The following is a 15,109-nucleotide window of genomic DNA, read 5'->3' as shown; positions in this document are numbered from 1 at the left end:
GGCGGGCTGTACGTTGCCTGTCCATGGGAGACGAGCGGGAATGGGTGGAACGGCCGCTGGTCGGCACCGAGACGGTGTCGCCGGAGGACTGGTCCGCCAAGGGCAAGGCGCTGCGAGCCGAGGCGCCGACGTCCGCGCACGATCACGCGGCGGCGGGTGACGGCCGGCCGAGCGTGGCGGAGTTCTTCGCGCGAACCAACGAAGGCCGTCTGCCGGAACTGGTGGAACTGCGGCGCGAGCGCATGCTCGCGTCGCCGTTCACCTTCTACCGCGGCACCGCCGGGTTGATGGCCGCGGATCTGGCGGGGTCGCCGTCGTCGGGGCTGACGGCGCAGCTCTGCGGGGACGCGCACGCCGCGAACTTCGGGCTGTACGGCACGCCCGAAGGCCAGATCGTCATGGACATCAACGACTTCGACGAATCCGTGCCGGGCCCGTGGGAATGGGACCTCAAACGGCTCGCCGCGAGTCTCGTCCTGGCCGGACGCGAAGGCGGCATCAGCGAGTCAGACTGCCGTGAGGCCGCCGAAGACGCGGTGAAGTCGTACCGGCGCACCATCCGGGGGCTGGCGGAACTGCCGTTCCTGCGATCGTGGAACGCGCTTCCGGACGCGTCGGTGCTGAGCAAGGTCAAGGCACACGACCTGATCGACGACTTCGAGGAAGCGGCCGAGAAGGCACGGAAGAACACCAGCGCCAAGGTCACCGCGAAATGGACCCGGCGGATCGACGACCACGAAACCGGCCTCGAACGGCACCGGTTCGTCGAGGACCCGCCGGTGCTCACGCACGTCGACGACGCGACGGCGGAGGCGGTCGTCACCGGTTTGGTGTCCTATGTGGACACCCTGCGCGAGTCGCGGCGGACGCTGATCTCGCGGTACCGGGTGTCCGATGTGGCCTTCCGGGTGGTCGGCACCGGCAGCGTCGGGCTGCGCAGCTACGTCGCGCTGCTGCACGGAAACTCGGGCGAAGACCTTGTACTGCAAGTGAAACAGGCCAACCCGTCGGCGCTGGCCCCGTATCTCGGGCTGGCCGCGCCGGAGCACGAGGGCCGCCGGATCGTCGAGGGCGCGCGGCTCGTGCAGGCCGAGACCGACATCCTGCTCGGCTGGACCACCATCGACGGCGTGCCGTACATCGTGCGGCAGTTCCGGAACCTCAAGGGCGACATCGACCCGGCGGAACTGAAGAAGGACCACCTCGACGACTACGGCCGCCTGGCGGGCGCGTTGCTGGCGCGGGCACACGCGCGGTCACTGCATCCGCGAATGCTGGCGGGGTACTTCGAGGACGACGAAGACCTCGACGAGGCCATCGGGGCTTACGCCGTGCGCTACGCGGATCAGACCGAAGCGGACTTCGCCACCTTCGCCGCTCTCTAACCCACCGCCCGCAATTCGTCACCTACTTGCGTGGGTGACCGGCGCAATTCGTCACCTACTTGCGCTGTCGGCGTGACGCAAGTCCGTGAAGGCCTCCTTGAGGGACTCTGGGTCCCTCAAGGAGGCCTTCACGGACAGTGGAACGCGCGTGCAGAGACCTTCCCGAGTACATGAAGGACCCCTTCCGTGCGCCTAGCGCCGTGAAGGACCCCTTCATGTACTTCAGCTCGGTACCGGAAGCGCCCGGCGCCCAACGCAATTCGTCACCTACTTGCGTGGGGTGACAGCGCAAGTAGATGACGAATTGCGGCGGGGAAGGGTCACACCAGGGCCAGGACGTCGTCCGCGCATCCCCAAGCCACCGTGATCCCGGCGCCCCCGTGCCCGTAGCAGTGCACGACACGCCCTTCCCGCTCCAGCCGGACCTCGGGCCGGAAAGGCCGCAGCCCCACCTTCGCGCCCAGCACGGGCGCGTCGGCCAGCGCGGGCACGAGTTCCCGGCACCTCCGCACGATGTCCGCGGTGACCCCGGGATCGGGCTCGACGGAGTCGCGCCCCGGTTCCTGCGTGCCGCCGCAGACGACGTGCCGTCCGTGCGGGATCACGTGCCGCAGCACCGGGGTGGCCCCGTCGACGATCCATTCGGTCAGCCCCGGATCGGCGAGATGGACGACCTGGCCGCCGACCGGCACCACGGTGCCGTCCCCCGCCAGCCGCCCGCCGCCGAGCCCGGCCGCGTTCACCACGAGATCCGCGTCGAGATCGTCCAGTCGCGTGACGGTGCGGCGCTCGGTGCGCGCGCCCAGCGCGGCGACCTCGTCGGCGAGCCAGGCGAGGTACACCGGGGTGTCGACCACGGCGGTGGTGAAGGTGAGCCGTCCGGGTTCGTGGTCGAGGCCGGGCATCGAGAACGCCCACGACGGCACCGGCGCCTCGCGCGGGTCGAGGTAGGTCCCCCGGACCATGCGGATCCCGGGCGCGCCGAGCGAGCGGTACTCCCTCACGCTCGCCGCGGTCCAGCGATCGACCCGGCCGGAGTTCGCCGCCAACGGCGGGAAGAGCACGCCACCGGCGACCGCCGACGTCGTCTCCCCCGGTCCGGCGTCGGTGAGCACCGTGACGTCGTGCCCGGCCCCGGCCAGCCGCCGCGCGCAGCTCAGCCCGATCACACCGCCACCGACCACACTGATCCGCATCGAAAGCCCCCTTCGTCCTCGCGAGCCGTCCCTGCATGGTGACTGATCACCCGTCACGTAATCTCGCCGGATGAGCGGAAGAGCGCCCTACGGGCTGGTCGCGGTCACCTGCGCGGTGATCATGGTCGTGCTCGGGATGCTGGTCTCGGGTGAAGGCCTGTCCGGCCCCGACGAGCTCGCCGTCAAGTGGGTGGAACGCACCTTCGGCCGCGACACCGGCCTTCTCCGGCTACTGGTGCTGCCGACCGAGGCCTACGTCCTCATCCCGGTCGCGGTCCTCGCCGCCGTTCTCTGCCTGATCGGCGGGCGACGGCTCGAAGCGGTGCTGACCATCGTGGGCCCGCTCATCGCGATCCTCGCGAACACCTGGGTGCTCAAACCGCTCTTCGACCGCTGGAAGCACACCTACCTCGCCTACCCGAGCGGGCATACCGTCGCGCTGGTCGCGGTGCTGACCGTGCTCGTCCTGCTCGCCCGCCCCGGGGTCGCGACGGCCGTCATCGCGGTCGTGGGCGCGGTGGTGCTGGGCGGGGTCACGATCGGCATGATCGGCCTCGGCTACCACTACCTGACCGACGTCGTGGGCGGCACGCTGTTCGCCGTCGCGACCGTCTGCGCGACGTGGGTGCTGCTCACCTGGGCTGCACGGCGTCGCGCGCCAGTGCCGTCAGACGGCTGACGGCACGCAGGTACTTCTTGCGGTAGCCGCCGTTCACCATCTCCTCGGTGAACAGGTCCGGCACCGGCTCGCCCGACACCACCAGCGGGATCGCGCGGTCGTAGAGCCGGTCGGCGAAGGCGACCAGCCGCAGTCCGACGTTCTGGTCGGGAACCGGGTGGATGTCACGCAGGTGCACCCGGGTCACGCCGTCGAGAAGCCTGCCGTAGCGCGAAGGATGCAACCCGCCGAGGTGTTCGCACAACGCGTCGAAATCGTCCACAGTAGACTCGGGATGCGTGGCGGCGGAGGCTTCCAGCTCCTCCGCGGTCGCCGGCGGCGGCGCGTCCGGCAGGCCGCGGTGGCGGTAGTCCGGGCCGTCGACCCGGCAGACGCCGAACCGGGCGGACAGCGACTGGATCTCGCGCAGGAAGTCCGCCGCGGCGAACCGGCCCTCGCCGAGTTTGTCCGGCAGCGTGTTGGAGGTCGCCGCCACGAAGACGCCCGCCGAAATGAGCTCCTGCAGCAGCCGCGTGACGAGCATGGTGTCGCCGGGGTCGTCGAGTTCGAACTCGTCGATCGCCAGGAACCGGTGTTCGGAGAGCCGCCGCACCGCCTCGGCGAACCCCAGGGCGCCGACGAGGTGGGTCAGCTCCACGAAGGTCCCGTACGCCTTGGGCGACGGAGTCTCGTGCCACGTCGACGCGAGCAGGTGCGTCTTGCCGACGCCGAAACCGCCGTCGAGATAGAGCCCCATCGGCCCGGACGGCGCCTCGTCCCCGCCGCCGAACAACGCGCGCAGCTTCGACTTCGGCTTCCGGTTCGACGCCTCCGCCACGCGCTTCGCGAACGCGCCACAGGTGACGACGGCCTCGGCCTGGCTCGGCTCGTCCGGATTGGGCACGTAGGTGGAGAACCGGACCGCGTCGAACCGGGGCGGCGGGACGAGCGCGGAGATCAGCTCGTCGGCGGACAGCTCCGGACGGCGATCGATCAGGCGGGCGGGCATTCGCCGAGGGTAACGGCACCGGTGTCGGCCGTTCACCCTCCCTGACCGGGCGTATCCCCCGCTCAGCGGTGCCGTCGGACGCGTGCTGGGATGTCGGTGTGCAGCTTTTGTGGCCAACGACACCGGCGGAACCCGTCTCCGACGCCGACCTCGAGCGGCTCTACGGGTACCCGGAAGACCTGACCCGTCCCTGGGTCCAGGTCAACTTCGTCAGCTCCGCCGACGGCGCGGCGGCGGTCGACGAGCTGTCCGAGGGGCTTTCGCACCCCGCGGACAAACGGATCTTCCTGCTGGGGCGGCTGCTTTCCGACGTGATCCTGGTCGGTGCCGGCACCGCACGCGCCGAGGGCTACCGCGGTGCGCGCGTCAGTCCCGAACGCGCGGCCCGCCGGGTCGCGCTCGGGCTGTCCGAGGTTCCGCCGATCGCGGTGGTGACCCGTTCCGGTGAACTCGACCCCGAGGGCCCGTTGTTCACCGACACCAAGGTCCCGCCGATCGTCATCACCACCGAGAAGGCGCCGCGCACCGCGCTGGAGCGGGCGGGGGCCGAGGTGCTCGTCGCGGGCGCCGAGGACGTCGACCTCCACCGGGCGCTCGACCTGCTGGGTGAGCGCGGGCTGCGCCGCGTCGACTGCGAGGGCGGGCCGACGCTGTTCGCCGACCTGATCGCGGCCGACCTCGTCGACCAGTTGTGCCTGACCGTCGCCCCGCTGCTGGCCGGAGCGGGCGAGAGCCGGATCGCCCACGGCCGTCCCGCCCCGGAACCGCGCCGGATGGACCTCGCGTCCGCGCTCTTCGAAGACGGCTTCACCATGCTGCGCTATCGCCGCCGGGAGAGCGGGTGAACGAGGCCGCGCCGGTTCCGGACGAAGAACTGGTGGCCCGGGCCGCCGCCGGGGACCACGGTGCCTTCGACACCCTGGTCCGGCGGCACACGGCCAGGATGTACCGCGTGGCGCTGCGGATCACCGGCAGCACGTCGGAAGCCGAGGACGTCGTCCAGGAGGCCTGGCTCTCCGCGTGGCGCGCGCTGCCCCGGTTCCGCTACGAGTCCGCGGTGTCCACCTGGCTCTACCGGGTGACGACGAACGGCGCCCTCGGGCAGGTCCGGCGGCGGAAACCGACCGTGCCGCTCGACGAGGGCGACGCGGGTGTCGTGCCTGGTCCGGAGGGTCAGGTGGTGAGCGCCGAGCAGGTCGGCAGGGTGCTGCGCGCGATCGCCGAACTGGACGTCGGCCAGCGGATCCCGCTGATTCTGCGAGAATTCGAGGGGATGACCTACGACGAGGTGGCCGAGGTTCTGGAAGTCAGCGTGCCCGCTTTGCGCGCCCGCCTGCACCGCGCCAGGGTCGCGCTGCTGGCGAAACTCGGTGACAACTTCCGACCCGGGGAACGGTGATGAGCGAGGATCCGCGCGACGACCCCCGGTGGGAGCAGGTGCGCGCCGCCGCGAGCCGTCCGGTGCCGACGCCGCCGGGACTCGTCGAACGGGTGCTCCGCTCGGTCGGCGGCGCCCGCGGCAAGCACACCACCGCCCCGCTCGACCTGCCTTCGGCGGGCGGCAAGACCCAGGTGTCGGAACGGGCGCTGGTGCTGATGACCAGGAAGCTCGCCGCCGAGATCGGCCGTGACCTCGGCGGCGTCCACGTCTCGGCCGTCGCGCTCGAAGAGGACGTGCTGCAGGTGCTGGTCACCGTCCGGTTCGGCGTCGAAGCGACGGTTGCGGACGTCCTGCGCCGCCGGGTCGGCGCGGCACTGACCGGCCAGCTCGGGTCGGCCCCGCCCGCGATCAACGTCCACGTCGTCGACGTGCACCCCGACTGAATCCCGGAACTGATTACCCCATTCGGGGGACATCCCGTGACGGCTCGCCATGCGCGCGTGTCCTGGTCGGTGAGAGCGTAGGGAGCGCCGCGCGCGCAGGTCGCGCGGCACAGGCCGAGAAGGAGCGAACTTCATGGCGCAGCCGAGCGCGAGCAAGCCCGACACCCTGGTCACGGGGTCGTCCCTCAACGAGGAAGGAGCCGCCGGCAAGACCACGATCTCGTCGGTGGTGGTGCAGAAGGTGGCGGGGCTCGCCACCCGCGAGGTGACCGGGATCCACGCGCTCGGCGGCGGGGTCTCGCGTGCTTTCGGCGCGATCCGTGAGCGCATCCCCGGTTCCGGCACGGTCACCACGTCCGGTGTCTCGGTCGAGGTCGGCGAGAAGCAGGCGGCGATCGACCTCGACGTGGTCGTCGAGTACGGCGCGCGCATCGTCGACGTCGCGCGAGCGGTGCGCCGCAACGTGATCGGCCAGGTCGAGCAGATCACCGGCCTCGAGGTGATCGAGGTCAACATCGCGGTCAACGACATCCACCTGCCCGACGAGAACGGCGGCGAGACCGAGACCTCGCGGGTCGAATGATGAACGGCACCCAGACCGGCCTGCTCGCCGGCCTCATCCTCGGCCTCGCCGCGACCCAGGGCTTCACCGCGTTCCTGGTGACGCTGGCCGTCGGCGTCATCGGCCTCGTCCTCGGCCGGGTGCTCGACGGCGAACTCGACCTCGGCGACCTGTTCGGCCGGGGCCGCGACAAATGACCGTCCCGCCCGAACCGGAGGATCGCGGCACCCTCACCATCGCGCCCGCCGTGGTCCGCAAGATCGCGCAGCACGCCGCGGACCAGGTCGACGGGACCACCCGCGCCGAGCGGCGGATCGCCGGGCTCGGGCTGGGGACCCACGGCGCGAGCGCGAAGGTCGGCGGCGAGGGCAACGACGTCGATCTCGTGCTGGACGTGGCGTTGCACTATCCGGCGCCGGTGCGGCGGATCGTCGGCGATCTGCGCGCCAGGGTCACCGAGGAGGTCGAACGGATCACCTCGTACCAGGTCCGGGACGTCTCGGTGACGGTCTCCGCGCTCCTGCCCGACATCGCGCCCCGCGTCCGCTAGAAGCCGGTTCAGCGGAGCTGAGATGTATTCCCGGAAGGCGACCATACGCGTGAACCCGCCCGGCCGAAGGTCCCGCTATCGCGGTGGCAGGGCGCCCTGTTCGCAGCGGCGACGTGGACGACCAGGTAGCGCCCTGCCGACGTCGATCGCGGTCGCGGGTTCACCAGCACTCTAGAAGGAGCACCGGTATGCGTTTGTTCGTCCGCCTGCTGTCCGCCCTGATCGGGCTGGCGCTGGCCGCCGCCGGGGTTTTACTGGCGCTGGAGGTCGGCTGGGGCTGGTGGCGGCCGGGGCGCGGACCGCTCTTCGTCCCGTGGGACGGCTGGCGCGACAGGCTCGCGGAACTGTCCTGGAACGCTTCCTCCGTCCGGTACCTCGCGATCGCCGTCGCGGTCGTGGGGCTGCTGCTGATCCTGGCGGCGGCCTCGGCGGGGCGGCGCGCCATCCGGCTGACCGATCCGGCGAACGAGGTCAGCGTGACCACCTCGCCGCGTTCACTGGCGAGGCTGGTGGGCGTGACCGTTCGCGCGCAGGAAAACGTCGCGGGCGCGAAGGTCACCGCCACCGCCAAGAAGATCCGTGTCCGCGCGACGAGCAGGCTGGAAACCGAAGGCGAGCTGCGACCGCGGCTGCTGGAGACGGTCACCGGTCTGCTCGACGACGTCCCCCTGGTGCGGCGGCCGAAGGTGTCGGTCGTCGTCGACTCCCCGAAGGACCGCCGATGACCCGTTCGGTCTCCGCCAAGGCACTCGGCCGGTCCACCGGCACGGAACGCACTTTGACCGTCCTCATCGGACTCCTTTTGCTGCTCGGCGGGGCCGCGGTGGTCGTGGTCGGCGCGGGGTGGCTCGGCACGCATCGCGCGAACCGGCCGCTCGTCGATCCGATCGCCCTCGACTGGCTGTCCCAGCACGCGCTCGCCGCCCGGATCGGTGCCATCGTGCTCGGCGTCCTCCTGCTGTGGCTGGGACTGTGGTGGTTCTTCCGGTCGCTGCGCCCGGAAGGCCGCCCGGACCTCGAACTCGACGAAGACCTCGTGGTGACCTCTTCGGCCATCTCCGAGGCCGTCCGCGTCGACGCCGAGACGGTCGACGGTGTCGGGCGCGCCAGGGTCCGCGCGGTCGGTGACAAGGAGAACCCGGCGCTGCGGATCACGCTCTGGCTGAGCGAGGGCACCGACCTGAAACGGGTCTGGGAACAGCTCGACAGCACGGTGCTGGCCCGCGCGCGGGAATCGCTCGGGGTCGACGTGCTGCCGACCGCCGTCCGGATCGAACTCGACACGGCGGCACCGCAACGGGTGCGCTGACCGCGTCGATACGGCAAGAATGGCCGTCATGTCGCTTCCCTTGACGCCGCCGATCAAGCCGATGCTCGCCAAACCGGCGAAGACGATCCCCGATTCCGGCGGGCTGCTGTTCGAGCCGAAATGGGACGGGTACCGCTGCCTGGTGTTCCGCGACGGCGACGAGCTGACGCTGCAATCGCGCTCGGAGAAGCCGCTCAACCGGTACTTCCCCGAGGTCGTCGAGCGGCTGAAGGCCGCGCTGCCCGAGCGGATCGTGCTGGACGGCGAACTCGTGGTCGCCCGGGGCGGGAAGCTGGACTTCGACGCGCTCACCGACCGGGTCCACCCGGCCGAAAGCCGGATCAAGCTGCTGGCGGAACAGACCCCGGCGGAATTCGTCGCGTTCGACCTGCTGGCACTCGGCGACGAGTCCTATCTGGACGAACCCACGTCGAAGCGGCGGGAGCGGCTGGAGAAGCTGGCCTCCGACGGCATACACCTGACGCCTGCCACTTCGGATCCGGCGATCGCGCGGCACTGGTTCGATCTGTTCGAGGGCGCTGGGCTCGACGGCGTCATCGGCAAACCGCTCGACGAGCCGTACAGCCCCGGCAAACGCGTGCTGCTGAAGTACAAGCACTCCCGCACCGCCGACTGCGTGCTCGCGGGGCTGCGCTGGCACGTCGACGGCGAACCGGGTGAGCTGGTCGGCTCGTTCCTGCTCGGGCTCTACGACGAGAACGGCGTGCTCCACCATCCCGGTGTCGTCGGCTCGTTCCCGGTCACCCGGCGGCGTGAACTGGCCGAGGAGCTGGCGCCACTGATCACCGACGGCGCCGATCACCCCTGGCTGGGTGACAACGTGCGAGAGAAGCAGCGGATCCCCGGCGGGATCACCCGGTGGAAGTCCAAGGAAGCCCCGTGGGTGCCGCTGAAGCTGGAGAAGGTGGTCGAGGTCGGCTACGAGCACACGGAAGGCGGATACCCGTCGCGGTTCCGTCACACCGCGCAGTTCAAACGCTGGCGTCCCGACCGCGAACCGGACTCCTGCACCTACGCCCAGCTCGACGAGGTCGCCCGCTACGACCTGGACGCGGTCTTCCGCGGCGAGGTGAAACGCACCCGCTAACCGGGGCCTGACACGTCACCTGCGAAGCTCGTCCACGAGCTTTTGTCATGCCCGGAAAGTGAGGACCAGCCCGTGCGCCCCGCCAGCACCGTCCGCCGCAGGCCACGGCTGATCCTGATGACGACCCTGGTCACGGCCGTGCTCGCGGGCTGCACCGCCGGGCCGTCGGTACGGCCGGCGGTGATCGACAACGACGGCAAACCCGACTCCGGTGGTACGACGACGGCGCAGCAGGTGCCGCTGCCGCCGCTCACCGAACCGCGGTCGCCGTCGATCAACTGGGAGGACTGCGACGAGGCGACCCGGCAGCGGCTGGGCCAGCCTTCCGTGCCGGACACGCTGAAGTTCTCCTGCGCCAGGGTGCCCACCACGCTCGACGCGCCGGACCTGCCCGGCCGCGGCCTGTCGCGGCTGTCGGTGGTCAAGACCGGCGGCGGGCCGATCCCGCTCGCCGTGGTCAACGACGTCGACGGTGAGCCGGGCTCGCTGTACGCCGCGCGGCTGGCCGCGACGCTGCCGCCCGAGTTCCTGCAGAAGTTCTCTCTGATCGGCGTGGACCGGCGCGGGACGGGGACGTCCGCGCCGGTGCAGTGCATCCCGGCGGAGATCCGCACCGACCTGCTCGGGGGCGACCCGGCCGCGGGCGACCTCGAAGGCGTCGTCGACGCGGCGCGCCGGGCCGGCCAGCAGTGCGCCATCGAACTGGACGATTCGCAGGTCGCGATGGACAGCTGGCGCGCCGCGGGCGACCTCGAAGAACTCCGGAAGCAACTGGGGCTGGACAAACTGCACGCGCTGGGCCGCGGTGACGGTTCGAAGGTCCTCGCCGAATACGCCGTGCGGTTCCCCGCGCAGGTCGGCCGCATGATGCTCGACGGCCTGCCCGACCCGGCCCCCGACGCCGCGGCCGTGCAGGAGTCCGTCGCCGCGAGCGCGCAGGCCACCCTCGACGCGTTCGGCGCCGACTGCATCGCGAGGGGCTGCCCGATCGGTGACGCCCGTTCGGCCGTGACCGCCGTCGCGGACCGGCTCCGCTCCGCCCCCGCGACGACCACCGACGGCGCGCAGATCACGCCGGGGATCGCGCTGTACGCCGTCTATTCCGGGCTCGCGCAACGCTCACGCTGGGTCGAACTGGCGGAGGCGCTCAAGACCGCGCAGACCGGCGACGTCACGCCGCTGGCCGCGTTCGCCGACCCCGTGCTGAAGGACTCCCGTGCGCGGCCGTCGCGACTGGACGGCACGATCGCGACCAAATGCAACGACAGCGCGACCCGGCTCTCCGCCGAAGAACTCACGCGGGCGACCACGACCCTGCGCGACAAGCACCCGCAGTTCGGTGTCTTCGCCGCCCAGCAACTGGCGTGGTGCAGCCCGTGGCCGGTGCGCCGCGAACCGCTCCCGCCCGCCGGCGCCCCGGGCGCTCCGCCGATCCTCGTCGCGGGCACCGCGACCGACCCGGTCACGCCGGAGCAGGGCACCGGCCGGGCCGCCGACCAGATGCCGAGCGCGGTGACGATCACCTGGCAGGGCGCCGGGCACGGGGCGCTGAGCCTCTCGCCGTGTGTCGCGGACGCGACGCGGGCGTTCCTGATCGACGGGAAGGTGCCGGTCGACGGGACCCTCTGCCCGGCGTGACCCTGCTCCGGGCCGCCTCATGAAGTGTCATGAAAGGGTCGTTCAGGACATTTTTCGTCCTGAACGACCCTTTCATGACATTTCGGGACCGTGAGACTCCAGTCAGCGCTCTCACCGGGCCCCGCGCCTAGCCGCTTCTGGGCCGTGGCGCGTTGCGAAGCCACTTTCGCAACGCTCACGCCGCCGTATCCCCGCCCTCGCCAGCGTGAGATGAAGGACGCTTTCATAGCAAAATTTGCTATGAAAGGCCCCTTCATTGCACGCGCGCGGGGGTCGGCCATGGTGTTGCGGAAGCCACTTTCGCAACCTCCCGCGCCTCACTCCCCCGCCCGCGCGCCATGAAAGGTCCTTTCCTTGCAAAATTTGCAAGGAAAGGACCTTTCCTAGCATCGGCCGGGACCGAAAACCGCTACTGCCGGTAAGACTCCACCTCGGAGATCGGCCGTGCCGAAGCCTGGTCCGGATCCTCGTCGAACTCCACGCGCGCCCGCCGCTGCCGCAGCAGGTCCCAGCACTGGTCCAGCTGCTCTTCCACACTCGCGAGCCGGGACCGGTCGTCCGAGCTCAGCCCGGTGCCGATCGCCCGCGAACGGAGTTCGTGCTCCTCGCTGACCAGCTCGTCGATGCGGCTGAGGATGTCACCGTCGGCCATCTGCGCCTCCTGCGAAACCTGGGTTGCTCCATCCGAGACGCTACGCGCAATCGCGGGAATGCGCGTACCGCCCGATTCGTTACGCCGGACATGAGCACAGTGGAGCTGACCGCCGCCAACTTCGATCAGGTCGTTTCGGAGAACGACTTCGTGATCATCGACTTCTGGGCGGGCTGGTGCATGCCGTGCCGCCAGTTCGCGCCGACCTACGAGAAGGTGTCGGGCAATCACGACGACATCGTTTTCGCGAGCGTCGACACCGAGGCCGAGCAGCAGCTGGCCGCGGCCTTCGACGTGCGTTCGATCCCCACGCTCGCGGTGATCCGCGACAAGACGGTCATCTACGCGCAGCCGGGCGCGCTTCCGGAGAAGACGCTGGAGGACCTCATCCAGCAGGCGCGCGACATCGACATGGACAAGCTCAAGGAAGAGGCGGCCCAGGAGGCCTGACGAGCATGGAGAAGGCGCCCTACCCGGCGGGTTTCGCCGGGTAGGGCGCCTTTGTCTTTCAGCGGAACAGTGCCGCCGGGGGCCGGGTCAGCCCCGGGTGGCGAGTCCGCGCAGGAAGAACGCCAGGTTCGCCGGGCGTTCCGCCAGCCTGCGCATGAAATAGCCGTACCATTCGTCGCCGTAGGGGACGTAGACGCGCATCGTCTTGCCGTCGCCCGCGATCCGGCGCTGCTCTTCGGGACGGATCCCGTACAGCATCTGGAACTCGTGGTCGTCCGCCTTGCGGTCCGCGTCCATCGCGAGCTTTTCGGCGATCGCGATCATCCGCGGGTCGTGCGAGGCGACCATCGGATAACCCTTGCCCTGCATGAGGATCTTCAGACAGCGCACGTAGGACTTGTCCACTTCGGACTTGTCCTGGAACGCGACCTCCTCAGGCTCGGCGTACGCGCCCTTGCACAGCCGCACGCGGGAACCCTCGGTGGCCAGGTCGCGGCAGTCCTGTTCGGTCCGCCGCAGGTAGGCCTGCAGCACCGCGCCGACCCACGGGTACTCGGTGCGCAGTTCCTTGAGGATGCCCAGCGTCGAGTCGGTGGTGGTGTGGTCCTCCATGTCGAGGGTCACCGTGGCACCGACCGCTTCGGCGGCCGCGCAGATCTTGCGGGCGTTCTCCAGCGCGACCTTCTCGCCTTCGGCGGGCAGGAACTGGCCGACCGCGGAGAGTTTCACCGAAACGTCCGCGCCGAACGCGAGGCCGTCGGCCGCCAGCGCGGTCAGCAGTTCCTCGTAGGCACGGACCGTCGTCGCGGCCTGCTCGGCGTCGGTGGTGTCCTCGCCGAGGTGGTCGAGGGTGACCCGGAGGCCGTCGTCGGCCAGTTCGCGGACCACCCTGGCGGCGTCGGGCGTCTTCGAACCGGCGACGAACCGGCTCACCACCGATCGGGTGGCGGGGACGACCTCGACCAGCTTGCGCATCCGCCGGGATCGGGCGGCGGCGAGCAACGGGGCACGCAACATCACGGACTCCTGGAGAACTCAGCCCTGGTGGGGGTAGCGGACGCTGGTGGGCGGGACGAAGGTCTCCTTGATCGAGCGGGGGCTCGTCCAGCGGAGCAGGTTGAACACCGAACCGGCCTTGTCGTTGGTGCCGGAAGCGCGGGCACCGCCGAAGGGCTGCTGGCCGACGACCGCACCGGTCGGCTTGTCGTTGACGTAGAAGTTGCCGGCGGCGAAGCGCAGCGCCTCGGCCGCCTTGGCGACGGCCGTGCGGTCGTTCGCGATGACCGCGCCGGTGAGCGCGTAGTCGGCGGTCTCGTCCACCAGCTCCAGGACCTTGTCGAAGTCCTCGTCCTCGTAGACGTGCAGCGCGAGGATCGGGCCGAAGTACTCGGTGCGGAAGATCTCGTGCTTCGGGTTGTCCGAAACCAGGATCGTCGGGCGCACGAAGTAGCCGACGCTGTCGTCCGCGGTGCCACCGGCGATGACGTCGATCTCGGCGTCCTCGGCGGCGCTCTTCAACACGGCCGCGTGCTTGTCGAAGGCGCGGCGGTCGATCACGGCGCCACCGAAGTTGTCCAGGTCGTTGACGTCGCCGTAGGTGATGGCCTCGGTCTCGGAGACCAGCTCGTCCTTCAGGCTCGCCCAGAGCGAACGCGGGACGTAGGCACGGGACGCGGCCGAGCACTTCTGGCCCTGGTACTCGAAGGCGCCGCGGATCAGCGCGGTGCGCAGGATGTCGACGTCGGCCGAGGCGTGCGCGAGCACGAAGTCCTTGCCGCCGGTCTCGCCGACCAAACGCGGGTACGTGCGGTAGCCGGAGATGTTGGCGCCGACGGTGGCCCACACGTGCTGGAAGGTCGCGGTGGAGCCGGTGAAGTGGATCCCGGCCAGGTCGCGGTGGGTCAGGGCGACCTCGGAGACGGCCTTGCCGTCACCCGGGAGCAGGTTGATGACGCCCGGCGGCATACCGGCCTCTTCGAGCAGCCGCATCAGCATGTGCGCGGCGTAGCTCTGCGTCGGCGACGGCTTCCACAGCACGACGTTGCCCATCAGCGCGGGCGCGGTCGGCAGGTTGCCGGAGATCGCGGTGAAGTTGAACGGCGTGATGGCGTACACGAAGCCCTCGAGCGGGCGGTGCTCCATCCGGTTCCAGATCCCGGGCGAGCTGACCGGCTGCTCGGCGAGGATCTGACGGCCGAAGGCGACGTTGAACCGCCAGAAGTCGATCAGCTCGCAGGCGGAGTCGATCTCGGCCTGGAAGGCGGTCTTCGACTGGCCGAGCATGGTGGCCGCGTTCAGCTTGGCGCGCCACGGGCCGGCCAGCAGGTCGGCGGCACGCAGGATGATCGCGGCGCGGTCGTCGAAGGACAGCGCGCGCCAGCCGGGGGCGGCGGCCTTGGCCGCGGCGATCGCGTCGTGGGTGTCCTGCGCGGTCGCGCTGTGGATGACGCCCAGCACGGCCTTGTGGTTGTGCGGCTGGACGACGTCGATCTTCTCGCCGCCGCCCTTGCGCTGCTCACCACCGATCGTCGCGGTGATGTCGATGGGGTCGGCGTTGCCCAGCGACTTGAGCGCGCCCTCGAGTTCAGCGCGCTCAGCGCTGCCCGGTGCGTAGTTCAGCACCGGCTCGTTCTTCGGGGCGGGGGTCTGGGTCACGGCGTCCACTGACTGCTCCTGACTGCACTTCGCCGGGTAGAGGTCTCACCCCGAACGGTAGACCGGACAGCACGCCAGCGGCTTGTCCGACTGGCTAGAATCAGGGTGACCAT

General features: G+C 70.3%; 18 protein-coding genes. 13 read left to right on the top strand and 5 right to left on the bottom strand.

The window, feature by feature from the left end; genetic code table 11:
- Positions 1 to 23: 23 nt before the first annotated feature.
- Complete coding sequence (locus ACIHAO_RS13695; protein ID WP_396557589.1) at positions 24 to 1,385, top strand: DUF2252 domain-containing protein; 1,362 nt, start codon at positions 24 to 26, stop codon at positions 1,383 to 1,385.
- A gap of 320 nt (positions 1,386 to 1,705) precedes the next feature.
- On the opposite strand, the gene ACIHAO_RS13690 is transcribed toward ACIHAO_RS13695, so the two are convergent.
- Positions 1,706 to 2,581 (bottom strand): FAD-dependent oxidoreductase, encoded by an 876-nt coding sequence (locus ACIHAO_RS13690; protein ID WP_396557588.1) that lies wholly within the window; start codon positions 2,579 to 2,581, stop codon positions 1,706 to 1,708.
- Positions 2,582 to 2,651: 70 nt separating this feature from the next.
- Here ACIHAO_RS13690 and ACIHAO_RS13685 point away from each other — a divergent pair, with 70 nt between their 5' ends.
- Positions 2,652 to 3,260 (top strand): phosphatase PAP2 family protein, encoded by a 609-nt coding sequence (locus tag ACIHAO_RS13685; protein WP_396557586.1) that lies wholly within the window; start codon positions 2,652 to 2,654, stop codon positions 3,258 to 3,260.
- Here the strand turns inward: ACIHAO_RS13685 and zapE are convergent.
- On the bottom strand, positions 3,214 to 4,248 hold the full coding sequence (zapE, locus tag ACIHAO_RS13680; protein WP_396557584.1) for a cell division protein ZapE: 1,035 nt from the start codon (positions 4,246 to 4,248) through the stop codon (positions 3,214 to 3,216). The genes ACIHAO_RS13685 and zapE overlap by 47 nt on opposite strands.
- Positions 4,249 to 4,346: 98 nt before the next feature.
- On the opposite strand from zapE, the gene ACIHAO_RS13675 reads away from it, so the two are divergent.
- The 10 genes from ACIHAO_RS13675 (at position 4,347) to ACIHAO_RS13630 (ending at position 11,239) form a co-directional block, all read left to right on the top strand.
- Complete coding sequence (locus ACIHAO_RS13675; protein WP_396557582.1) at positions 4,347 to 5,093, top strand: pyrimidine reductase family protein; 747 nt, start codon at positions 4,347 to 4,349, stop codon at positions 5,091 to 5,093.
- Positions 5,090 to 5,647: an RNA polymerase sigma factor gene (locus tag ACIHAO_RS13670; RefSeq protein WP_396557580.1), complete on the top strand. Its 558-nt coding sequence runs from the start codon at positions 5,090 to 5,092 to the stop codon at positions 5,645 to 5,647. The genes ACIHAO_RS13675 and ACIHAO_RS13670 overlap by 4 nt, the downstream gene beginning before the upstream one ends.
- Entirely contained in the window at positions 5,647 to 6,072 is a 426-nt protein-coding gene (locus tag ACIHAO_RS13665; protein ID WP_396557578.1) for a hypothetical protein, read from the top strand. The genes ACIHAO_RS13670 and ACIHAO_RS13665 overlap by 1 nt, the downstream gene beginning before the upstream one ends.
- Positions 6,073 to 6,205: 133 nt before the next feature.
- On the top strand, positions 6,206 to 6,655 hold the full coding sequence (locus tag ACIHAO_RS13660; protein WP_125780378.1) for an Asp23/Gls24 family envelope stress response protein: 450 nt from the start codon (positions 6,206 to 6,208) through the stop codon (positions 6,653 to 6,655).
- Positions 6,655 to 6,831: a hypothetical protein gene (locus ACIHAO_RS13655; protein WP_005157087.1), complete on the top strand. Its 177-nt coding sequence runs from the start codon at positions 6,655 to 6,657 to the stop codon at positions 6,829 to 6,831. The genes ACIHAO_RS13660 and ACIHAO_RS13655 overlap by 1 nt, the downstream gene beginning before the upstream one ends.
- Positions 6,828 to 7,184, top strand: a complete 357-nt coding sequence (locus ACIHAO_RS13650) for an Asp23/Gls24 family envelope stress response protein (RefSeq protein ID WP_125793706.1) — start codon at positions 6,828 to 6,830, stop codon at positions 7,182 to 7,184. The genes ACIHAO_RS13655 and ACIHAO_RS13650 overlap by 4 nt, the downstream gene beginning before the upstream one ends.
- A gap of 188 nt (positions 7,185 to 7,372) precedes the next feature.
- Positions 7,373 to 7,909, top strand: a complete 537-nt coding sequence (locus ACIHAO_RS13645; RefSeq protein WP_396557575.1) for a DUF6286 domain-containing protein — start codon at positions 7,373 to 7,375, stop codon at positions 7,907 to 7,909.
- Entirely contained in the window at positions 7,906 to 8,493 is a 588-nt protein-coding gene (gene amaP, locus ACIHAO_RS13640) for an alkaline shock response membrane anchor protein AmaP (RefSeq protein WP_125793705.1), read from the top strand. Before ACIHAO_RS13645 ends, amaP begins: the two co-directional genes overlap by 4 nt.
- A 28-nt stretch (positions 8,494 to 8,521) precedes the next feature.
- Positions 8,522 to 9,601: an ATP-dependent DNA ligase gene (locus tag ACIHAO_RS13635; protein WP_396557572.1), complete on the top strand. Its 1,080-nt coding sequence runs from the start codon at positions 8,522 to 8,524 to the stop codon at positions 9,599 to 9,601.
- 72 nt (positions 9,602 to 9,673) lie between these two features.
- Entirely contained in the window at positions 9,674 to 11,239 is a 1,566-nt protein-coding gene (locus tag ACIHAO_RS13630) for an alpha/beta hydrolase (RefSeq protein ID WP_396557570.1), read from the top strand.
- A 409-nt stretch (positions 11,240 to 11,648) separates the two neighbouring features.
- Here the strand turns inward: ACIHAO_RS13630 and ACIHAO_RS13625 are convergent, their stop codons facing one another.
- Positions 11,649 to 11,891: a DUF2630 family protein gene (locus ACIHAO_RS13625; RefSeq protein ID WP_125794009.1), complete on the bottom strand. Its 243-nt coding sequence runs from the start codon at positions 11,889 to 11,891 to the stop codon at positions 11,649 to 11,651.
- Between the two features lie 90 nt (positions 11,892 to 11,981).
- Here ACIHAO_RS13625 and ACIHAO_RS13620 point away from each other — a divergent pair, with 90 nt between their 5' ends.
- The gene (locus tag ACIHAO_RS13620; RefSeq protein WP_125780364.1) at positions 11,982 to 12,341 is read left to right on the top strand and encodes a co-chaperone YbbN; all 360 of its coding nucleotides are present in this window, start codon (positions 11,982 to 11,984) and stop codon (positions 12,339 to 12,341) included.
- 87 nt (positions 12,342 to 12,428) lie between these two features.
- Here the strand turns inward: ACIHAO_RS13620 and ACIHAO_RS13615 are convergent, their stop codons facing one another.
- Both ACIHAO_RS13615 and pruA read right to left on the bottom strand, forming a co-directional pair.
- Positions 12,429 to 13,358 (bottom strand): proline dehydrogenase family protein, encoded by a 930-nt coding sequence (locus ACIHAO_RS13615; RefSeq protein WP_125780362.1) that lies wholly within the window; start codon positions 13,356 to 13,358, stop codon positions 12,429 to 12,431.
- A gap of 18 nt (positions 13,359 to 13,376) precedes the next feature.
- Positions 13,377 to 15,005: an L-glutamate gamma-semialdehyde dehydrogenase gene (pruA, locus tag ACIHAO_RS13610; protein ID WP_396557567.1), complete on the bottom strand. Its 1,629-nt coding sequence runs from the start codon at positions 15,003 to 15,005 to the stop codon at positions 13,377 to 13,379.
- Positions 15,006 to 15,109 lie beyond the last annotated feature (104 nt).

The sequence above is a fragment of the Amycolatopsis sp. NPDC052450 genome, from assembly GCF_044547565.1.
Classification (GTDB): Bacteria; Actinomycetota; Actinomycetes; order Mycobacteriales; family Pseudonocardiaceae; genus Amycolatopsis.
Note: the sequence above shows the minus strand (reverse complement) of the source record. Positions and strands in the feature narration are given on the sequence as shown.